Below are 15,700 nucleotides of genomic sequence, written 5' to 3' on the forward strand. Positions count from 1 at the left end.
CGCAGGTTCAAATCCTGTCCCCGCAACCAAATGGTCCCGTGGTGTAGTGGTTAACATGCCTGCCTGTCACGCAGGAGATCGCCGGTTCGACCCCGGTCGGGACCGCCATTTCATATAAAGAAAAGAACGAAACAAGTTGTTTCGTATTTTTTTATTTGTTTTAACAAAAAACTAATAAAGACAGTCAAACTATCCTTAGGACAACTCCTAAGGACTTTTTTATATATTCAAAACCTGTATAATAAAGAGCAGAGAACATTGTGAGTAAAGTAGGTGAAGTCTGTGAGTAAATATGAAGTAACAACAAAATCTTCTGAGGAAACACAAAGGTTATCAAAAAAACTAGGTGAGCTCGTAGAGGCACAAGACGTAATTATTTTAGAAGGAGATCTTGGAGCTGGTAAGACGACTTTTACAAAGGGACTAGCAAAAGGTCTTGGAGTGAAAAGAGTTGTAAATAGTCCTACCTTTAATATCATTAAAGAATATAAAGGAAGATTACCGCTATATCATATGGACGTGTATCGCTTAGCAGAAAGTGAAGAGGACTTAGGCTTTGATGAATATTTCTACGGTGAAGGAATTACGGTAGTAGAATGGGCTCATTTAATAGAAGCATATTTACCGAATGAAAAGTTACAAATTAGTTTATTCCATGCTGGAGATGACACAAGAAAAATTATACTCGAGCCAATTGGAGATCGCTATATTAGATTATGTGAGGAGCTATTACAAGATGAAAGTACTAGCAATTGATACTTCAAATTACGTAATGGGTGTATCCCTTATTGAGGAAGAAAACGTAATTGGGGAAATCATTACAAATTTAACAAAAAACCATTCTGTACGTCTTATGCCAGCTGTAGAGAAACTGTTAAAAGAGTGTGGCGTAAAACCGAAGGAATTAACTAAAATCGTTGTAGCTGCTGGACCTGGATCCTATACAGGTGTTCGTATAGGCGTGACAGTGGCGAAAACATTAGCTTGGTCACTTCAAATACCAATTGTAGGTGTATCAAGTTTAGAGGTAGTAGCTGCAAACGGTGCTAACTTTAACGGGTTAATTTGTCCTTTATTTGATGGAAGACGTGGGCAAATTTATACTGGGTTATATACATATGAAGGAGAGCAGTTAACTTCAATAGAAGAAGACCGAATTATTCTTATTGTAGACTGGTTGCAAATGTTAAAAGATAAAGGACAGCCTGTTTTATTTATCGGTAACGATGTTAAATTGCATAAAGAAACAATTATAGAACATTTAGATGATCAAGCTGTATTCGCTCCATTTACTAAAAATAACCCAAGACCAAGTGAGCTAGCATTCTTAGGATTACAAAAAGAAGAACAAGATGTGCATACGTTTGTTCCAAGCTATCTTCGTTTAGCTGAAGCTGAAACAAAGTGGTTAGAAAGTCAAAACAAGTAGGAGCTTGCAGAAGATGGATATGATATTTAGAAAGATGGAGCTTGATGATATTGCTCAAATTGTAGCTATTGAAGAAGCGTCTTTTTCAACTCCTTGGACTGCAGATGCCTTTCACCGTGAATTAACGATGAATGAACATGCACATTATATTGTGTTAGAAAAAGATGGTCGTGTAGTCGGGTATTGTGGATTGTGGATAATTATTGATGAATCACATATAACAAATATAGCTATTTTGCCAGAATACCGAGGTCAAAAGTTAGGAGATGCCCTATTGAAAGCAGTTATTTCTGAAGCGAAAGAACTAGGGGTAAAAACAATGACACTTGAAGTACGTGTATCAAATGAAGTAGCAAAGCAGTTATACAGAAAATACGGATTTCAAAATGGTGGGATTCGTAAACGATACTATGCAGACAATCAGGAAGATGGTCTCGTAATGTGGGTGAATATATAATGGGAAAAAATACGATTATACTTGGTATTGAAACAAGTTGTGATGAAACAGCAGTAGCAGTTGTTAAAAATGGAACGGAAATTATTGCGAATGTCGTTGCATCACAAATTGAAAGTCATAAACGTTTTGGCGGCGTTGTACCAGAGATTGCATCACGTCATCATGTAGAAGAAATTACAGTTGTGTTAGAAGAAGCTTTAAAGGAAGCAAACATCACATTTGATGATATTGATGCAATTGCTGTAACAGAAGGTCCTGGTTTAGTAGGAGCACTTCTAATTGGAGTAAATGCAGCGAAGGCAGTAGCGTTTGCACATGATATTCCGTTAGTCGGTGTTCATCATATTGCTGGTCATATTTATGCGAACCGTTTAGTAAAAGAAGTTCAATTCCCGTTATTATCACTTGTTGTATCTGGTGGGCATACAGAACTTGTTTATATGAAAGAACATGGTTCATTCGAAGTAATTGGTGAAACACGAGACGATGCAGCTGGAGAAGCATATGATAAAGTAGCTCGTACGTTATCTATGCCATATCCAGGTGGTCCTCATATTGATCGCCTTGCACATGAAGGAGAACCGACAATTGATTTGCCTCGTGCATGGCTAGAACCGGATTCGTATGATTTTAGCTTTAGTGGATTGAAATCAGCAGTTATCAACACTGTGCATAACGCAAAACAGCGCGGTATAGAAATTGCACCAGAAGATTTAGCAGCAAGTTTCCAAGAAAGTGTAATAGATGTACTTGTAACGAAAGCAGCTCGTGCAGCAGAAGCTTATAATGTAAAGCAATTACTTCTTGCTGGTGGAGTAGCTGCTAATAAAGGACTTCGTGCGCGATTAGAAGAGGAATTTGCACAAAAAGAAAACATTGAATTAATTATTCCGCCGCTATCTTTATGCACAGATAATGCAGCGATGATTGCAGCGGCAGGGACAATTGCTTATGAACAAGGTAAGCGTGCAACATTAGCCTTAAATGCAAATCCAGGATTAGATATTGAAGCATAGTTATACACATAATTAACCACAGGCTGTGGATAAAACCCATATTATCTGTTGATAATGTGGGTTTTATTGTGTATATAAAATGTTGATAACTTTTTTATTGACTGTGGATAATGTGGAAAAGTTATTTTGATGTTTATTTTATAAAGGTGGATATGTGTATAAACTTGTGGATAAATAGGTTGATGTCAGACCTTTGAATTTGTTCTTTTTCGGGAAATAAAAAGCAAGAAGATATCCCCGAAAAACATTTTGAAACATCTCCCCATTATAGAAGATGCTAATATTGTCAATCTTTGTCGTTAAAACGATATTTCGTGTCGAATTGTTAATATATATAGGGTTACAATAGCTATATTTAAAAAATCGTTAGTATATTCTAAGTTACGATAGATATATTCAAAAAATTGTTTAAGTACTAAAAAAAGATGTCACATAGTCAAAAATCCTGACTTATGAGACATCTTCCTTATTTAAATATGCTTATACATGCAGCTCTTCCCATTCTGCCATACAAGTTTCAAGTTGTTCTTGTAGCGTTTGCTTTTTAGTTGTAATTTCACTAGCTTTTTCATAATCTGCATATATTTCTGGTAAGCAAAGTTGATCTTCTAACGTAGCAATTTCTTCTTCTAATTCCACTATACTTTGTTCTAGCTCTTCAATTTTTCTAGTGCGTTGACGCTCTAGTTTTTTACGCTCTTTTTCTTCTAAATAATTTAATTTCTCTTGTGCAACCACCTTTTGAACAGGAACGTCACTTTCTTGCTGTTCAAGTTCTGCACGTTCAATCATTTCATTTTTCTTTTCAACGTAGTAATCGTAATCCCCTAAATATTCCTGTGCACCTTCTGTTGATAACTCAACCACAGTCGTTGTTACACGGTTAATAAAGTAGCGGTCATGTGAGACGAATAGAAGAGTCCCTGGGTAATCAATTAAAGCATTCTCCAAAATCTCTTTACTATTTAAATCAAGGTGGTTCGTAGGCTCATCTAGAATTAACAAATTTGACTTTTGCATCATAAGTTTTGCAAGAGCTAATCGAGCTTTTTGTCCACCACTAAGGGAAGATACTGGTTTCAGTACATCATCTCCTGTGAATAAAAAATTCCCAAGTATAGTACGGATTTCTTTTTCCGGTTGCAGTGGATATTCATCCCATAGTTCATTTAAAACCCGTTTAGAAGATGTTAAGTTTGCTTGTTCTTGATCATAATAACCAACAGATACATTTGATCCGAAAGAAACATCACCATTTAATAGTGGTAACTTATTCACAATGGATTTTAACAATGTGGATTTCCCAATTCCGTTTGGACCAACTAAAGCAACACTATCTCCGCGAGTTAAGCGCATAGTTACATGTTCAATTATAGGGTTTTCATCATAGCCGATGGTTGCATCATTTACTTGTAAAACATCATTTCCACTTTGTTTTTCAATATCGAAGTGGAATGATGCTGACTTAGAATCCCCTAATGGTCTCGTTAATAATTCCATTCTGTCTAGTTGTTTACGGCGACTTTGAGCACGTTTCGTTGTAGAAGCGCGAGCTATATTCTTTTGAACGAAGTCCTCAAGTTTTGCGATTTCATCTTGTTGTTTTTCGTAACGTTTCATTTCTTGCTCATATAATGCTGATTTTAAGTCTAAATATTTACTGTAGTTACCAACAAATCGTCTGCTTTCTTTATTCGAAATTTCATATACTTGTGTAACGAGTTTGTCTAAGAAATAACGGTCATGTGAGACGATTAATATTGCGCCAGGATAACCTTGCAAATATTGCTCAAGCCATGTTAATGTTTCGATGTCTAAATGGTTTGTAGGCTCGTCCAAAATAAGTAAGTCTGGTTTTGTTAATAATAATTTCCCGAGAGCTAATCTTGTTTTTTGCCCGCCGCTTAAAGTAGAGATCGTCGTCTGGTGCGTTTCAACTGGGAAGCCAAGGCCGCTTAAAATGGAGCGAATATCCGCTTCATATTGATATCCACCTTGATCTTTATAATTGAGTTGTAGTTGGTCATAATCAGCTAACAATCTTTCATATGTAGCTTCGTTTGAAAAGTTTTCTTCTTTTCCCATTTCTTGCTCAAGCCTTCGAAGTTTTGTCTCCATTTGCTGTAAGTGGGTAAAGACGGTTAGCATTTCATCCCAAATTGTTAAAGACGTTTCTAGTCCAGTATTTTGAGCTAAATATCCGATTGAGACATCTTTCGGTTTTATAATTTCGCCACCATCATGAGATAATTCACCAGCGATAATTTTTAATAATGTAGATTTTCCTGCTCCATTCCTTCCAACTAATGCGATACGATCTTTTGTTTGTACTTCCAATTTTATGTTTGCAAGAATCGTTTCTGCACCGTATAATTTCGAAAGCGCGTTTACTTGTAATAAAATCAATGTTTTCACCTCAAATAATTTCTTAACTTTGCCATGTTTATATTTCTCAATCATACTAAAAATAGTGTATAGTTTAAAATAAAGAGAGAATACTTCTTCTCTTTATTATACAAGGAATTTAATGAGTGCTAAACTTCTGTATTTGATTAAAGTATATGAATAAAGATAGGAAGAGAGGAGAGGTCATATGGATCAGCAAAAGATTCCACAAGCCACTGCTAAAAGATTGCCTCTATACTATCGATTTATCCAAAACTTATCTCTTTCTGGTAAGCAGCGTGTTTCATCGGCCGAATTGAGTGAGGCAGTAAAAGTAGATTCCGCAACAATACGAAGAGATTTTTCGTATTTTGGAGCGTTAGGGAAAAAGGGATATGGATATAACGTAAATTATTTATTATCATTTTTCCGCGAAACACTTGATCAAGATGATATAACACGTGTAGCACTTATTGGAGTAGGTAATTTAGGGACCGCTTTCTTACATTATAATTTCACGAAAAACAATAATACAAAAATTGAAATGGCATTTGATGTTAGTGAAGAGAAAGTTGGAACAGAAATCGGGGGCATTCCTGTATATCATTTAGATGAATTAGAAGAGAGATTATCAAATGATATACAAGTGGCAATATTAACAGTACCGGCTACAGTAGCACAAGCTGTAGCAGATAGATTAGCTGAAACAAGCGTGCACGGTATTTTGAATTTCACACCAGCGCGATTAAACGTATCAGAGAATATTAGAATTCATCATATTGACTTAGCTGTAGAGTTACAAACATTAGTTTACTTTTTGAAAAACTATCCACAATAAAACGCAGAGGAAGCGACCTCTGCGTTTTATTATTGTTTCTTCTTTGTGAATTTAACTAATATAAGGCGAAGTGCCAAATTAAAATCAATTGTTGCCATAACTGCAAATAGTATTGTCCACATATTCCAGATTGTATCTGTCACGTTCGTAATGGCGAAGCGTGTAAAGATACATCCAAGAAGGAAGTATAGTGCAGCCATGAACAATGGTGAGTTTCTCATACAAAAAATCCTCCGATAAAGCCTTGCATTTTTTCAGCTTCTTTAATCATTTCTTGAATTTGTTCATTGCTCATAAAAATTTGCCCAATAGCGACTAATGTATTCATCGCAACATGAGCTGCAATCGGAACGATAATACGTTTCGTCTTCACATATAAGAAGGCGAATACGAGCCCCATAGCAGTGTATACCAATAAGTGAGTAAAATCAAAATGAATTGCTGCGAATACAAGCGAACTAATGATAGCTGCGATAAAGAAGTTAAACTTCTTATAAAGCGTGCCGAATAGAATTTTTCTAAATACGATTTCTTCTAAGATAGGTCCAATTATAGATACAACAATAAGGAACCAAGGTATCGTTCTTGCGATGTCCATCAGTCTGTCTGTATTCTCAGATCCACGTGGAACCCCAAATACATACATTTCAATCATACCTGCAATGGATTGTGAGATGATTGCTAAGAAGAACCCGATAAAAATCCATCCAATAGTAGCTGGAACAGAAGAGCGCATTGGATCTAAATGCCTGTCACGAATATCTGTTCTAAGTAACCAAAGCACGATACATAATGCAATAAAGAAGCTAATGATTGCCCAGTGTCCCGTTATGATTTGTCCTTTTTCTTCAATGGTAAATCCTCTATTATCATAGAGTCCTGTTTTTAGGAGAAGTGGTAATCCAACAACGCCAGATAACTGCATTAAAATGTATGTAACGATAATCCACCAGTATTGTTTCTTCAAATGGTTTAACCATCCTTTCTAACTATAGTGTATGAGATAAGTTAGGATAACATGTAAATATGCTACCTACGATATAAACCTCTTGAATTATGTTTTTTTCGTAAATCCTTATTTGAAATTATAATAGAAGACAGGAGAAAGTTGTATGTGTAGCGAAAACAACTTAGGGTGTCCTTTCATATTGTAACATACGAGCAGTGGAAACAACGATTCATATAGTAAAGGCAGTATTGTATATAGAAAGTTTATATAGTGATTTGCGAAAAAATTATGATTTTTTTACTTGCAAAAGAAATTGAGATTATTTATTATTATAAGTGTGTTAGCACTCGGATGACTTGAGTGCTAATAAAAGAAATTTACATAACAAAATGAGGAGGTTATTGTTCATGCTAAAGCCATTAGGTGATCGCGTTGTAATTGAGCTTGTTCAAGCAGAAGAAAAAACAGCAAGTGGTATTGTATTACCAGATACTGCAAAAGAAAAACCACAAGAGGGTAAAGTTGTTGCAGTAGGTACTGGTCGAGTGCTTGAGAATGGTGAGCGTGTTGCTTTAGAGGTAGCAGCAGGTGATCTTATCATCTTCTCAAAATATGCAGGTACTGAAGTGAAATATGAAGGTACAGACTACTTGATTTTACGTGAAAGTGACATTTTAGCAGTTATCGGTTAATTATATAAATCTTAAAAAATCCAAGGGGGTCAATTATTATGGCAAAAGATATTAAATTTAGTGAAGAAGCACGTCGTTCGATGCTTCGCGGTGTCGACACTCTTGCAAACGCAGTAAAAGTTACGCTTGGACCAAAAGGTCGTAACGTTGTACTTGAGAAAAAATTTGGTTCACCACTTATTACAAATGATGGTGTAACAATCGCAAAAGAAATCGAATTAGAAGATGCATTCGAAAACATGGGTGCGAAATTAGTAGCAGAAGTTGCTAGCAAAACAAATGACGTAGCTGGTGACGGAACAACAACTGCAACTGTATTAGCGCAAGCTATGATTCGTGAAGGTCTTAAAAACGTAACAGCTGGTGCTAACCCAATGGGTCTTCGTAAAGGTATCGAAAAAGCTGTTACTGCTGCAATTGAAGAATTAAAAACGATTTCTAAACCAATCGAAGGCAAATCTTCTATCGCACAAGTAGCTGCTATTTCTGCAGCTGACGAAGAAGTAGGTCAATTAATCGCTGAAGCAATGGAGCGCGTTGGTAACGACGGCGTTATTACTTTAGAAGAGTCTAAAGGATTCACAACAGAATTAGACGTAGTAGAAGGTATGCAATTTGATCGTGGATATGCATCTCCTTACATGATTACTGATTCTGACAAAATGGAAGCAGTTCTTGATAACCCATACATCTTAATCACTGACAAAAAGATTTCTAACATTCAAGAAATCTTACCAGTATTAGAGCAAGTGGTACAACAAGGTAAACCACTTCTTATCATTGCTGAAGATGTAGAAGGCGAAGCATTAGCTACATTAGTAGTGAACAAACTTCGTGGCACATTCAATGTAGTAGCTGTTAAAGCTCCTGGATTTGGTGACCGTCGTAAAGCAATGCTAGAAGATATCGCAATCTTAACTGGTGGCGAAGTAATCACTGAAGAATTAGGCCGTGACTTAAAATCTGCTACAGTTGAATCTTTAGGACGCGCTGGTAAAGTTGTTGTTACAAAAGAAAACACAACTGTAGTTGAAGGTGTAGGAAGCACAGAACAAATCGAAGCTCGCATCGGTCAAATCCGTGCGCAATTAGAAGAAACAACTTCTGAATTCGATCGTGAAAAATTACAAGAGCGTCTTGCTAAACTAGCAGGTGGCGTAGCAGTAATTAAAGTAGGTGCAGCAACTGAAACTGAGTTAAAAGAGCGCAAACTTCGCATTGAAGATGCACTTAACTCAACTCGTGCAGCAGTAGAAGAAGGTATCGTTGCAGGTGGTGGTACTTCACTTATGAACGTATACACAAAAGTAGCTTCTATCGTAGCTGAAGGTGACGAAGCAACAGGTATCAACATCGTACTTCGCGCACTAGAAGAGCCAGTTCGTCAAATCGCAATCAACGCTGGTCTAGAAGGATCTGTAGTTGTAGAGCGTCTAAAAGGCGAAAAAGTAGGCGTTGGTTTCAACGCAGCTACTGGCGAATGGGTTAACATGCTTGAGTCTGGTATCGTAGATCCAGCTAAAGTAACTCGTTCTGCACTTCAAAACGCAGCATCTGTTGCAGCTATGTTCTTAACAACTGAAGCTGTAGTAGCTGACAAGCCAGAACCAAATGCACCAGCAATGCCTGACATGGGCGGCATGGGCATGGGCGGTATGGGCGGAATGATGTAATTCCGTTTGCCATAAAAAAACATCCATTTCTATATAGAAATGGATGTTTTTTTATGTTTTTTAGAAAAGGAAATGAATTTCTGTAGAATTTTGTCGCTTTCTCTCTTGACCATATTGATACTTCATTGTTAGAATCTAGGAAGATAATATAAAACGATCCTTCATATATCCTCAATGATATGGTTTGAGAGTCTCTACCGGGTTACCGTAAACAACCTGACTATGAAGGCAGTGTGTCTTATATTTATAAAGAGCGGAGACTATCTTTCTTTATAAAGCCAGACCCCTGCCTTTTCTTTGTTATGAGACTAGAGGCGGAGGACTGGCTTTTTTTATTATATTGGTAATGCTTTTCGCCAAATTGGTGAAAATATTTATATACGAGAACTAACGTTGGGGTGATTATTTTGAAGAAACAACACGATACAATTATCGTTTTAGATTTTGGAAGTCAATACAATCAGTTAATAGCACGTCGAATTCGTGAGTTCGGTGTATACAGTGAACTTCATCCACATACAATTACTGCAGAAGAAATTAAAGCAATGAATCCAAAAGGGATTATTTTCTCTGGTGGACCAAATAGTGTATACGGTGAAGGTGCATTACATTGTGATGAAAAAATCTTTGAACTAGGTTTACCAATCTTCGGTATTTGTTACGGTATGCAGCTTATGACGCAACACTTCGGTGGTAAAGTAGAGCGTGCAAATCACCGTGAGTACGGAAAAGCTGTTCTTAAAGTAGAGAACGAATCAAAATTATATGCGAACCTTCCAGAAGAGCAAGTTGTATGGATGAGCCATGGCGACTTAGTAACTGGTTTACCTGAAGGATTCGTAGTAGATGCAACAAGTGAGTCTTGCCCAATTGCTGGTATGAGCAATGAAGCGAAAAACTTATACGGTGTACAATTCCACCCAGAAGTACGTCACTCTGAGCACGGTAACGATTTAATTAAAAACTTCGTATTCGGCGTATGTGGTTGTTCTGAAGGATGGAACATGGAGAACTTTATTGAAGTAGAATTAGAAAAGATTCGTGAAACTGTTGGAGACAAAAAAGTACTATGCGCACTTAGCGGTGGTGTAGACTCTTCTGTTGTAGCAGTATTAATTCATAAAGCAATCGGCGACCAATTAACATGTATTTTCGTTGATCACGGTTTACTTCGTAAAGGTGAAGCAGAAGGCGTTATGAAAACATTTAGCGAAGGCTTCCATATGAACGTTATTAAAGTGGATGCAAGAGACCGCTTCATGGACAAGTTAAAAGGTGTAGAAGATCCAGAACAAAAACGTAAAATCATCGGTAACGAATTCATTTACGTATTTGATGATGAAGCGTCAAAATTACAAGGTATGGACTTCTTAGCGCAAGGTACACTTTACACAGATATCGTTGAGAGTGGTACAGCAACTGCGCAAACAATTAAATCTCACCATAACGTTGGTGGACTTCCAGAAGACATGCAGTTCAAATTAATTGAGCCTTTAAACACGTTATTTAAAGACGAAGTACGTGTATTAGGATCTGAATTAGGAATTCCTGATGAAATCGTATGGCGTCAACCATTCCCAGGACCGGGTCTTGGTATTCGTGTATTAGGTGAAATCACAGAAGAGAAATTAGAAATCGTTCGTGAATCTGATGCGATTTTACGTGAAGAAATTATTAAAGCGGGCTTAGACCGTGAAATCTGGCAATACTTCACTGCGCTTCCTGGTATGCGTAGCGTAGGTGTTATGGGTGACGAGCGTACTTACGATTACACAGTAGGTATCCGTGCGGTAACATCTATCGACGGTATGACAGCTGACTGGGCACGTATCCCTTGGGACGTATTAGAGAAAATCTCTGTACGTATCGTAAACGAAGTAAAACACGTTAACCGTATCGTGTATGATGTAACGAGTAAGCCACCAGCAACTATTGAGTGGGAATAGTATTTATAAAAAGGTCCATCTATTGCTTATGCATAGATGGATCTTTTTTATTTTGGTATTAATACGAACGAAAATATAAAATTTTATAAAAATGTTCGTTTTTAAATTGACAAAACTACTTCGTCGAGTTAATATGATTATGTAATTCAAACGAAAAGTGAATATTATGCCGTCGTATAATATCGGGGATATGGCCCGAAAGTTTCTACCTAGCTACCGTAAATGGCTTGACTACGAGGCGTTTGTATAAAGATGAGGGGAAACTTGTCTTTGTTTATAGAACGCTTCCATGTATATATGCAATGGAAGCCTTTTTTATTTCTCGGGATAAAAGAGGGCTAGGGTGAAATACGGCGAGTAATCATATAACGGGGGAAACGTAAGATGAAACGCTATTTTCAGTTTGATGAGCTCGGTACGAATTATAAGACTGAGTTCATAGCAGGGTTAACGACATTTCTATCTATGGCTTACGTACTGTTTGTCAATCCTGCTACGCTGTCGCTTGGAAATGTTAAAGGGTTACCAGCAGGTACAGGGATGGATCCAGGTGCAGTATTCGTTGCTACGGCATTAGCGGCAGCGATCGGTTCGTTAATTATGGGTATTTTCGCGAAGTATCCAATTGCTTTAGCGCCAGGTATGGGAATTAACGCGTTCTTTGCTTATACAGCAGTGTTAACGATGGGTATTCCATGGCAAACAGCAATTGCCGGAACATTAATGTCAGGTATTATCTTTATTATTCTTACTGCTTCAGGTATTCGTGAAAAAATCATCAATGCAATTCCATCGGAGTTAAAGTTTGCAGTAGCAGCAGGTATCGGATTGTTCATTGCATTTCTTGGATTCCAAAATGCCGGAATTATCGTGAAAAATGATGCAGTTCTTGTTGGGTTGGGGGACTTAACAAAGGGTACAACGTTACTAGCAATCTTCGGGGTTGTTACTACGATCATCTTCATGATTAAGAAAATTAATGGTGCAGTATTTTACGGTATGATTCTTACAGCGATCTTAGGAGTAGCAACAGGATTAATTGATACTCCGAAAGCTGTGGTGGGAGCAATACCGAGTCTAGAACCAACGTTCGGCGTGGCGTTAACGCACTTCGGAGATATTTTCACAGTTCAAATGGGGATTGTTATTATAACGTTCTTCTTTATCGATTTCTTTGATACAGCAGGTACGCTTGTAGCGGTTGCGAATCAAGCAGGATTAATGAAGAACAATAAATTACCACGTGCCGGAAAAGCGTTATTTGCAGATGCGATTGCAACTGTAATTGGTGCGATTCTTGGTACATCAACAACAACGTCTTACATTGAATCGTCTGCAGGGGTAGCAGCGGGAGGACGTTCTGGATTTACAGCAGTTGTAACAGCAGGATTCTTTTTACTGGCACTATTCTTCTCGCCATTACTAAGTGTTGTAACGCCAGCTGTAACGGCGCCGGCTTTAATTATTGTAGGAATCTTGATGGTTTCTTCCTTAGGGGAAATTGATTGGAAGAAATTCGAGATTGCAGTACCAGCATTCTTTACAATTATCTCTATGCCACTTACGTATAGTATCGCAACTGGGATTGCGATTGGATTTATCTTCTATCCAATTACAATGGTAGTAAGTGGTCGTCGTAAAGAGGTTCATCCGATTATGTATGTTATGGGAGTTTTATTCGTACTATATTTCATCTACGTTCGTAAATAAAAGGGGTTTTTTAAAGGTCTAGACTTAAGGGGAGTCTAGACCTTTTTTGCGTCTTCAGAAAATCTTAAGGATTTCCGAGCGTTTTTCTTCAGAAGTTTTCCTATAATAGAAGTTAGGGATTAAAAAAGTGATGGGGGAGATATTGTGGCACACGAAACAATACTTGTCGTAGATGATGAAAAAGAAATTCGGAATTTAATTACAATCTATTTAAAGAATGAAGGATATAAAGTATTGCAAGCAGGAGACGGAGAAGAAGGATTACGTCTACTAGAAGAAAATGAAGTGCATCTAGTCGTATTAGATATTATGATGCCGAAAGTGGATGGTATTCATATGTGTATGAAGGTAAGGGAAGCGAAAGAAATGCCTATTATTATGCTTTCTGCCAAAACGCAAGATATGGATAAGATTTTAGGGTTAACAACAGGAGCAGATGATTATGTAACGAAGCCGTTTAATCCGTTAGAGTTAATTGCACGAATTAAATCTCAGTTACGCCGTTATATGAAAATGAATGGTTTCGCTATTCAAAATGAGGACGAGTTAGAAATTGGGGAGATGAAAATCAACATCTCGACCCATAAAGTTATTGTAGAGGGAGAAGAAGTGAAACTAACTCCGAGGGAATTTTCAATTTTAGAACTGCTAGCTAGAAATCCAGGTATGGTGTTTAGTGCGGAGCAAATTTATGAAAAGGTGTGGAACGAACGATCTTTCCAGTCTGATAATACTGTAATGGTGCATATTCGAAAAGTACGTGAAAAGATTGAGGAGAATCCAAGGAAACCTAGATATATAAAAACAGTATGGGGAGTGGGGTATAAGATTGAAAAAGATATTTAATCCGTTTACTTATATAAGGAAAATAAGAGAATTATTTGAGAAATTAGTAAAGAGCGTACGAAAGAGTATAAGGATTCAATTGATTACTACTTTTGCTGCTTGTGCGTTATTAGGAGTTTTGTCAGCGAAGGCAGCAGCGCCGTTTTTTGAGAATGCGAATCGTCAAGCAACTATCGATTATCGGGCTGGTATGGAACAAATTAATCACCAAGCTCAAGGAGCGGCAAATAGTTCGGTTCATGAAAATAAATTAGAAGCTATATCAAATATGATCGAAATGGAGAACCAAAATTTAGAGCAAGGGTCTAGAGCTTTGAAGATATTGGTTACTGATGAAAGTGGTAAAGTTTTATATAAAACAAAGCAAGCGCAAGAAGAGCAAATCGATTTGCATAATACGATTCGTAATGCAGCATCATTCGCGATTAATTATACAGATGGTAGAAATGTATTTGAAAGTACAAGAAAAGAGTTTATATCTTTTTCACCTATTACTATTGAAGGAAAGAATTTGTACATGTTTGTTAGTGGAATTCCAGAGGGAGAGGTAATATATGATACGCAAGAAGGACCATTCCCGTTTTTAATTGGTGTACTTGTATTCATTTTCTCTTTCTTCTATATAACAAAGAGAAAGATGAAGCAGATTGAAGCAATGGCACAAGGCGTAAAGGAAATAGAAAGAGGTAACTTAGCCTACCGCATTGAGAAAAAAGGTGAAGATGAGATTGCGGCTTTAACGGAGAATATTAATAATATGGCAGAAGAGCTTATGAATAATATAGAAAAGGAACGTAAATTAGAAAAGCAAAAGAATGAGCTTATCACAAATGTATCGCATGATTTGCGTACACCACTTACTTCTATTATGGGTTACTTACGATTACTTCGAGATTCTAAATATGAAAATAAAGAACAACACGATGAGTATACGAGAATTGCTTTTGCAAAGTCGGAGCAGTTAAAAAATTTAATAGAAGATTTATTTGAGTATACGAAGTTAACAAATGAACAAGTTGTATTAGAAAAACAAGAAGTATGTGTAAATGAGTTGCTTGAGCAATTAATAGAAGAGTTAGTACCGCAAGCGGAAGAGCATGGACTTACGTTTGTTAAGAAGTTTCCTGAGGAACGTGCTTATGCATCGATTGATTCGGAAAAGATGGTTCGTGTATTTGATAATTTACTAATGAATGCAATTAAGTATAGTAAAGATGATGGAGAGATAAAAGTTTCTCTTCAAAGGCAGCGTAGGGATATACAAATTGTAATTGCGAATCATAGTGAAGAGTTTACAAGAGAAGAGTTAGCGAATTTGTTTGAACGTTTCTATAAGAAGGATCAATCTCGAAGTAGAGTAACGGAAGGGTCGGGACTCGGTTTAGCGATTGCGAAAAGTATTGTTGAGTTACAAGGTGGTAGTATTCGAGCGGAATATAGGGATGGCACTATTCAATTTATCGTCTCGTTACCAATTATAGAAAAATAATAAGTGAATAGAATGATATGTGATAAAAAGGCTTATTTTAAAAGAAATAAGCCTTTTTATATTTTTTATAAAAATATATTGACGATTAGAGCTTAGAGGTGTAATATAGAACAAGTCGCCGATGACATTAACGTCGAAAGCGACAAACGAAATAAAAAACTTAGTTGACATTAACTAACGAAGATGTTAACATAAGGAAGTCGCAAATGAGCGACCAAGTAGTTCTTTGAAAACTGAACGAAACAAACAACGTGAAACGTCAATTTTTAT

The 15,700-nt window shown here is 36.9% G+C and carries 14 protein-coding genes, 1 tRNA gene and 2 riboswitches; of the genes, 12 read left to right on the plus strand and 3 right to left on the minus strand.

Translation table 11 applies throughout. The features are described from left to right. Window positions 1–32: 32 nt before the first annotated feature. The 5 genes from MR136_RS27860 (at window position 33) to tsaD (ending at window position 2,902) form a co-directional block, all read left to right on the plus strand. Window positions 33–108: transfer RNA gene (locus MR136_RS27860), tRNA-Asp, on the plus strand. Window positions 109–282: 174 nt separating this feature from the next. Further along, entirely contained in the window at window positions 283–756 is a 474-nt protein-coding gene (gene tsaE / locus MR136_RS27865; RefSeq protein ID WP_017674379.1) for a tRNA (adenosine(37)-N6)-threonylcarbamoyltransferase complex ATPase subunit type 1 TsaE, read from the plus strand. After that, window positions 737–1,429, plus strand: a complete 693-nt coding sequence (tsaB, locus tag MR136_RS27870) for a tRNA (adenosine(37)-N6)-threonylcarbamoyltransferase complex dimerization subunit type 1 TsaB (protein ID WP_017674380.1) — start codon at window positions 737–739, stop codon at window positions 1,427–1,429. The genes tsaE and tsaB overlap by 20 nt, the downstream gene beginning before the upstream one ends. Before the next feature lie 13 nt (window positions 1,430–1,442). Beyond that, window positions 1,443–1,886, plus strand: coding sequence for a ribosomal protein S18-alanine N-acetyltransferase (gene rimI, locus MR136_RS27875; protein WP_000367190.1), 444 nt, complete (start codon window positions 1,443–1,445; stop codon window positions 1,884–1,886). Then, on the plus strand, window positions 1,886–2,902 hold the full coding sequence (gene tsaD, locus MR136_RS27880; protein WP_017674381.1) for a tRNA (adenosine(37)-N6)-threonylcarbamoyltransferase complex transferase subunit TsaD: 1,017 nt from the start codon (window positions 1,886–1,888) through the stop codon (window positions 2,900–2,902). The genes rimI and tsaD overlap by 1 nt, the downstream gene beginning before the upstream one ends. Window positions 2,903–3,382: 480 nt before the next feature. Here the strand turns inward: tsaD and MR136_RS27885 are convergent, their stop codons facing one another. Next, the gene (locus tag MR136_RS27885; protein WP_000602146.1) at window positions 3,383–5,308 is read right to left on the minus strand and encodes an ABC-F family ATP-binding cassette domain-containing protein; all 1,926 of its coding nucleotides are present in this window, start codon (window positions 5,306–5,308) and stop codon (window positions 3,383–3,385) included. A 187-nt stretch (window positions 5,309–5,495) separates the two neighbouring features. On the opposite strand from MR136_RS27885, the gene MR136_RS27890 reads away from it, so the two are divergent. Then, a complete protein-coding gene (locus tag MR136_RS27890; protein ID WP_000372699.1) occupies window positions 5,496–6,125 on the plus strand; it encodes a redox-sensing transcriptional repressor Rex in 630 nt (209 codons plus the stop codon). 29 nt (window positions 6,126–6,154) lie between these two features. Here the strand turns inward: MR136_RS27890 and MR136_RS27895 are convergent, their stop codons facing one another. Further along, window positions 6,155–6,346 (minus strand): YdiK family protein, encoded by a 192-nt coding sequence (locus MR136_RS27895; protein ID WP_001246201.1) that lies wholly within the window; start codon window positions 6,344–6,346, stop codon window positions 6,155–6,157. Continuing rightward, on the minus strand, window positions 6,343–7,092 hold the full coding sequence (locus tag MR136_RS27900) for a CPBP family intramembrane glutamic endopeptidase (RefSeq protein WP_000745323.1): 750 nt from the start codon (window positions 7,090–7,092) through the stop codon (window positions 6,343–6,345). The genes MR136_RS27895 and MR136_RS27900 overlap by 4 nt, the downstream gene beginning before the upstream one ends. Before the next feature lie 389 nt (window positions 7,093–7,481). Between MR136_RS27900 and groES the strand changes: the two genes are divergently transcribed. The 6 genes from groES to ampS all read left to right on the plus strand — a co-directional run bounded on the left by groES (window position 7,482) and on the right by ampS (window position 15,430). Next, entirely contained in the window at window positions 7,482–7,766 is a 285-nt protein-coding gene (gene groES, locus MR136_RS27905) for a co-chaperone GroES (protein WP_000917311.1), read from the plus strand. Window positions 7,767–7,804: 38 nt separating this feature from the next. Next, the gene (gene groL, locus MR136_RS27910; protein WP_001029993.1) at window positions 7,805–9,439 is read left to right on the plus strand and encodes a chaperonin GroEL; all 1,635 of its coding nucleotides are present in this window, start codon (window positions 7,805–7,807) and stop codon (window positions 9,437–9,439) included. Window positions 9,440–9,580: 141 nt separating this feature from the next. After that, window positions 9,581–9,682: riboswitch (purine riboswitch) on the plus strand. Window positions 9,683–9,846: 164 nt separating this feature from the next. After that, window positions 9,847–11,385, plus strand: coding sequence for a glutamine-hydrolyzing GMP synthase (gene guaA / locus MR136_RS27915; protein ID WP_000743909.1), 1,539 nt, complete (start codon window positions 9,847–9,849; stop codon window positions 11,383–11,385). 152 nt (window positions 11,386–11,537) lie between these two features. Continuing rightward, window positions 11,538–11,639, plus strand: a riboswitch (purine riboswitch). A 130-nt stretch (window positions 11,640–11,769) separates the two neighbouring features. After that, the gene (locus tag MR136_RS27920) at window positions 11,770–13,095 is read left to right on the plus strand and encodes an NCS2 family permease (protein WP_000833082.1); all 1,326 of its coding nucleotides are present in this window, start codon (window positions 11,770–11,772) and stop codon (window positions 13,093–13,095) included. A 144-nt stretch (window positions 13,096–13,239) separates the two neighbouring features. After that, window positions 13,240–13,941, plus strand: a complete 702-nt coding sequence (locus MR136_RS27925) for a response regulator transcription factor (RefSeq protein WP_000929885.1) — start codon at window positions 13,240–13,242, stop codon at window positions 13,939–13,941. Continuing rightward, entirely contained in the window at window positions 13,925–15,430 is a 1,506-nt protein-coding gene (ampS, locus tag MR136_RS27930; protein ID WP_000719205.1) for an aminopeptidase AmpS, read from the plus strand. The genes MR136_RS27925 and ampS overlap by 17 nt, the downstream gene beginning before the upstream one ends. Window positions 15,431–15,700: the final 270 nt, after the last annotated feature.

Origin of the sequence: Bacillus cereus group sp. BfR-BA-01311, assembly GCF_022664295.1 — a bacterium.
GTDB lineage: Bacteria > Bacillota > Bacilli > Bacillales > Bacillaceae_G > Bacillus_A > Bacillus_A cereus.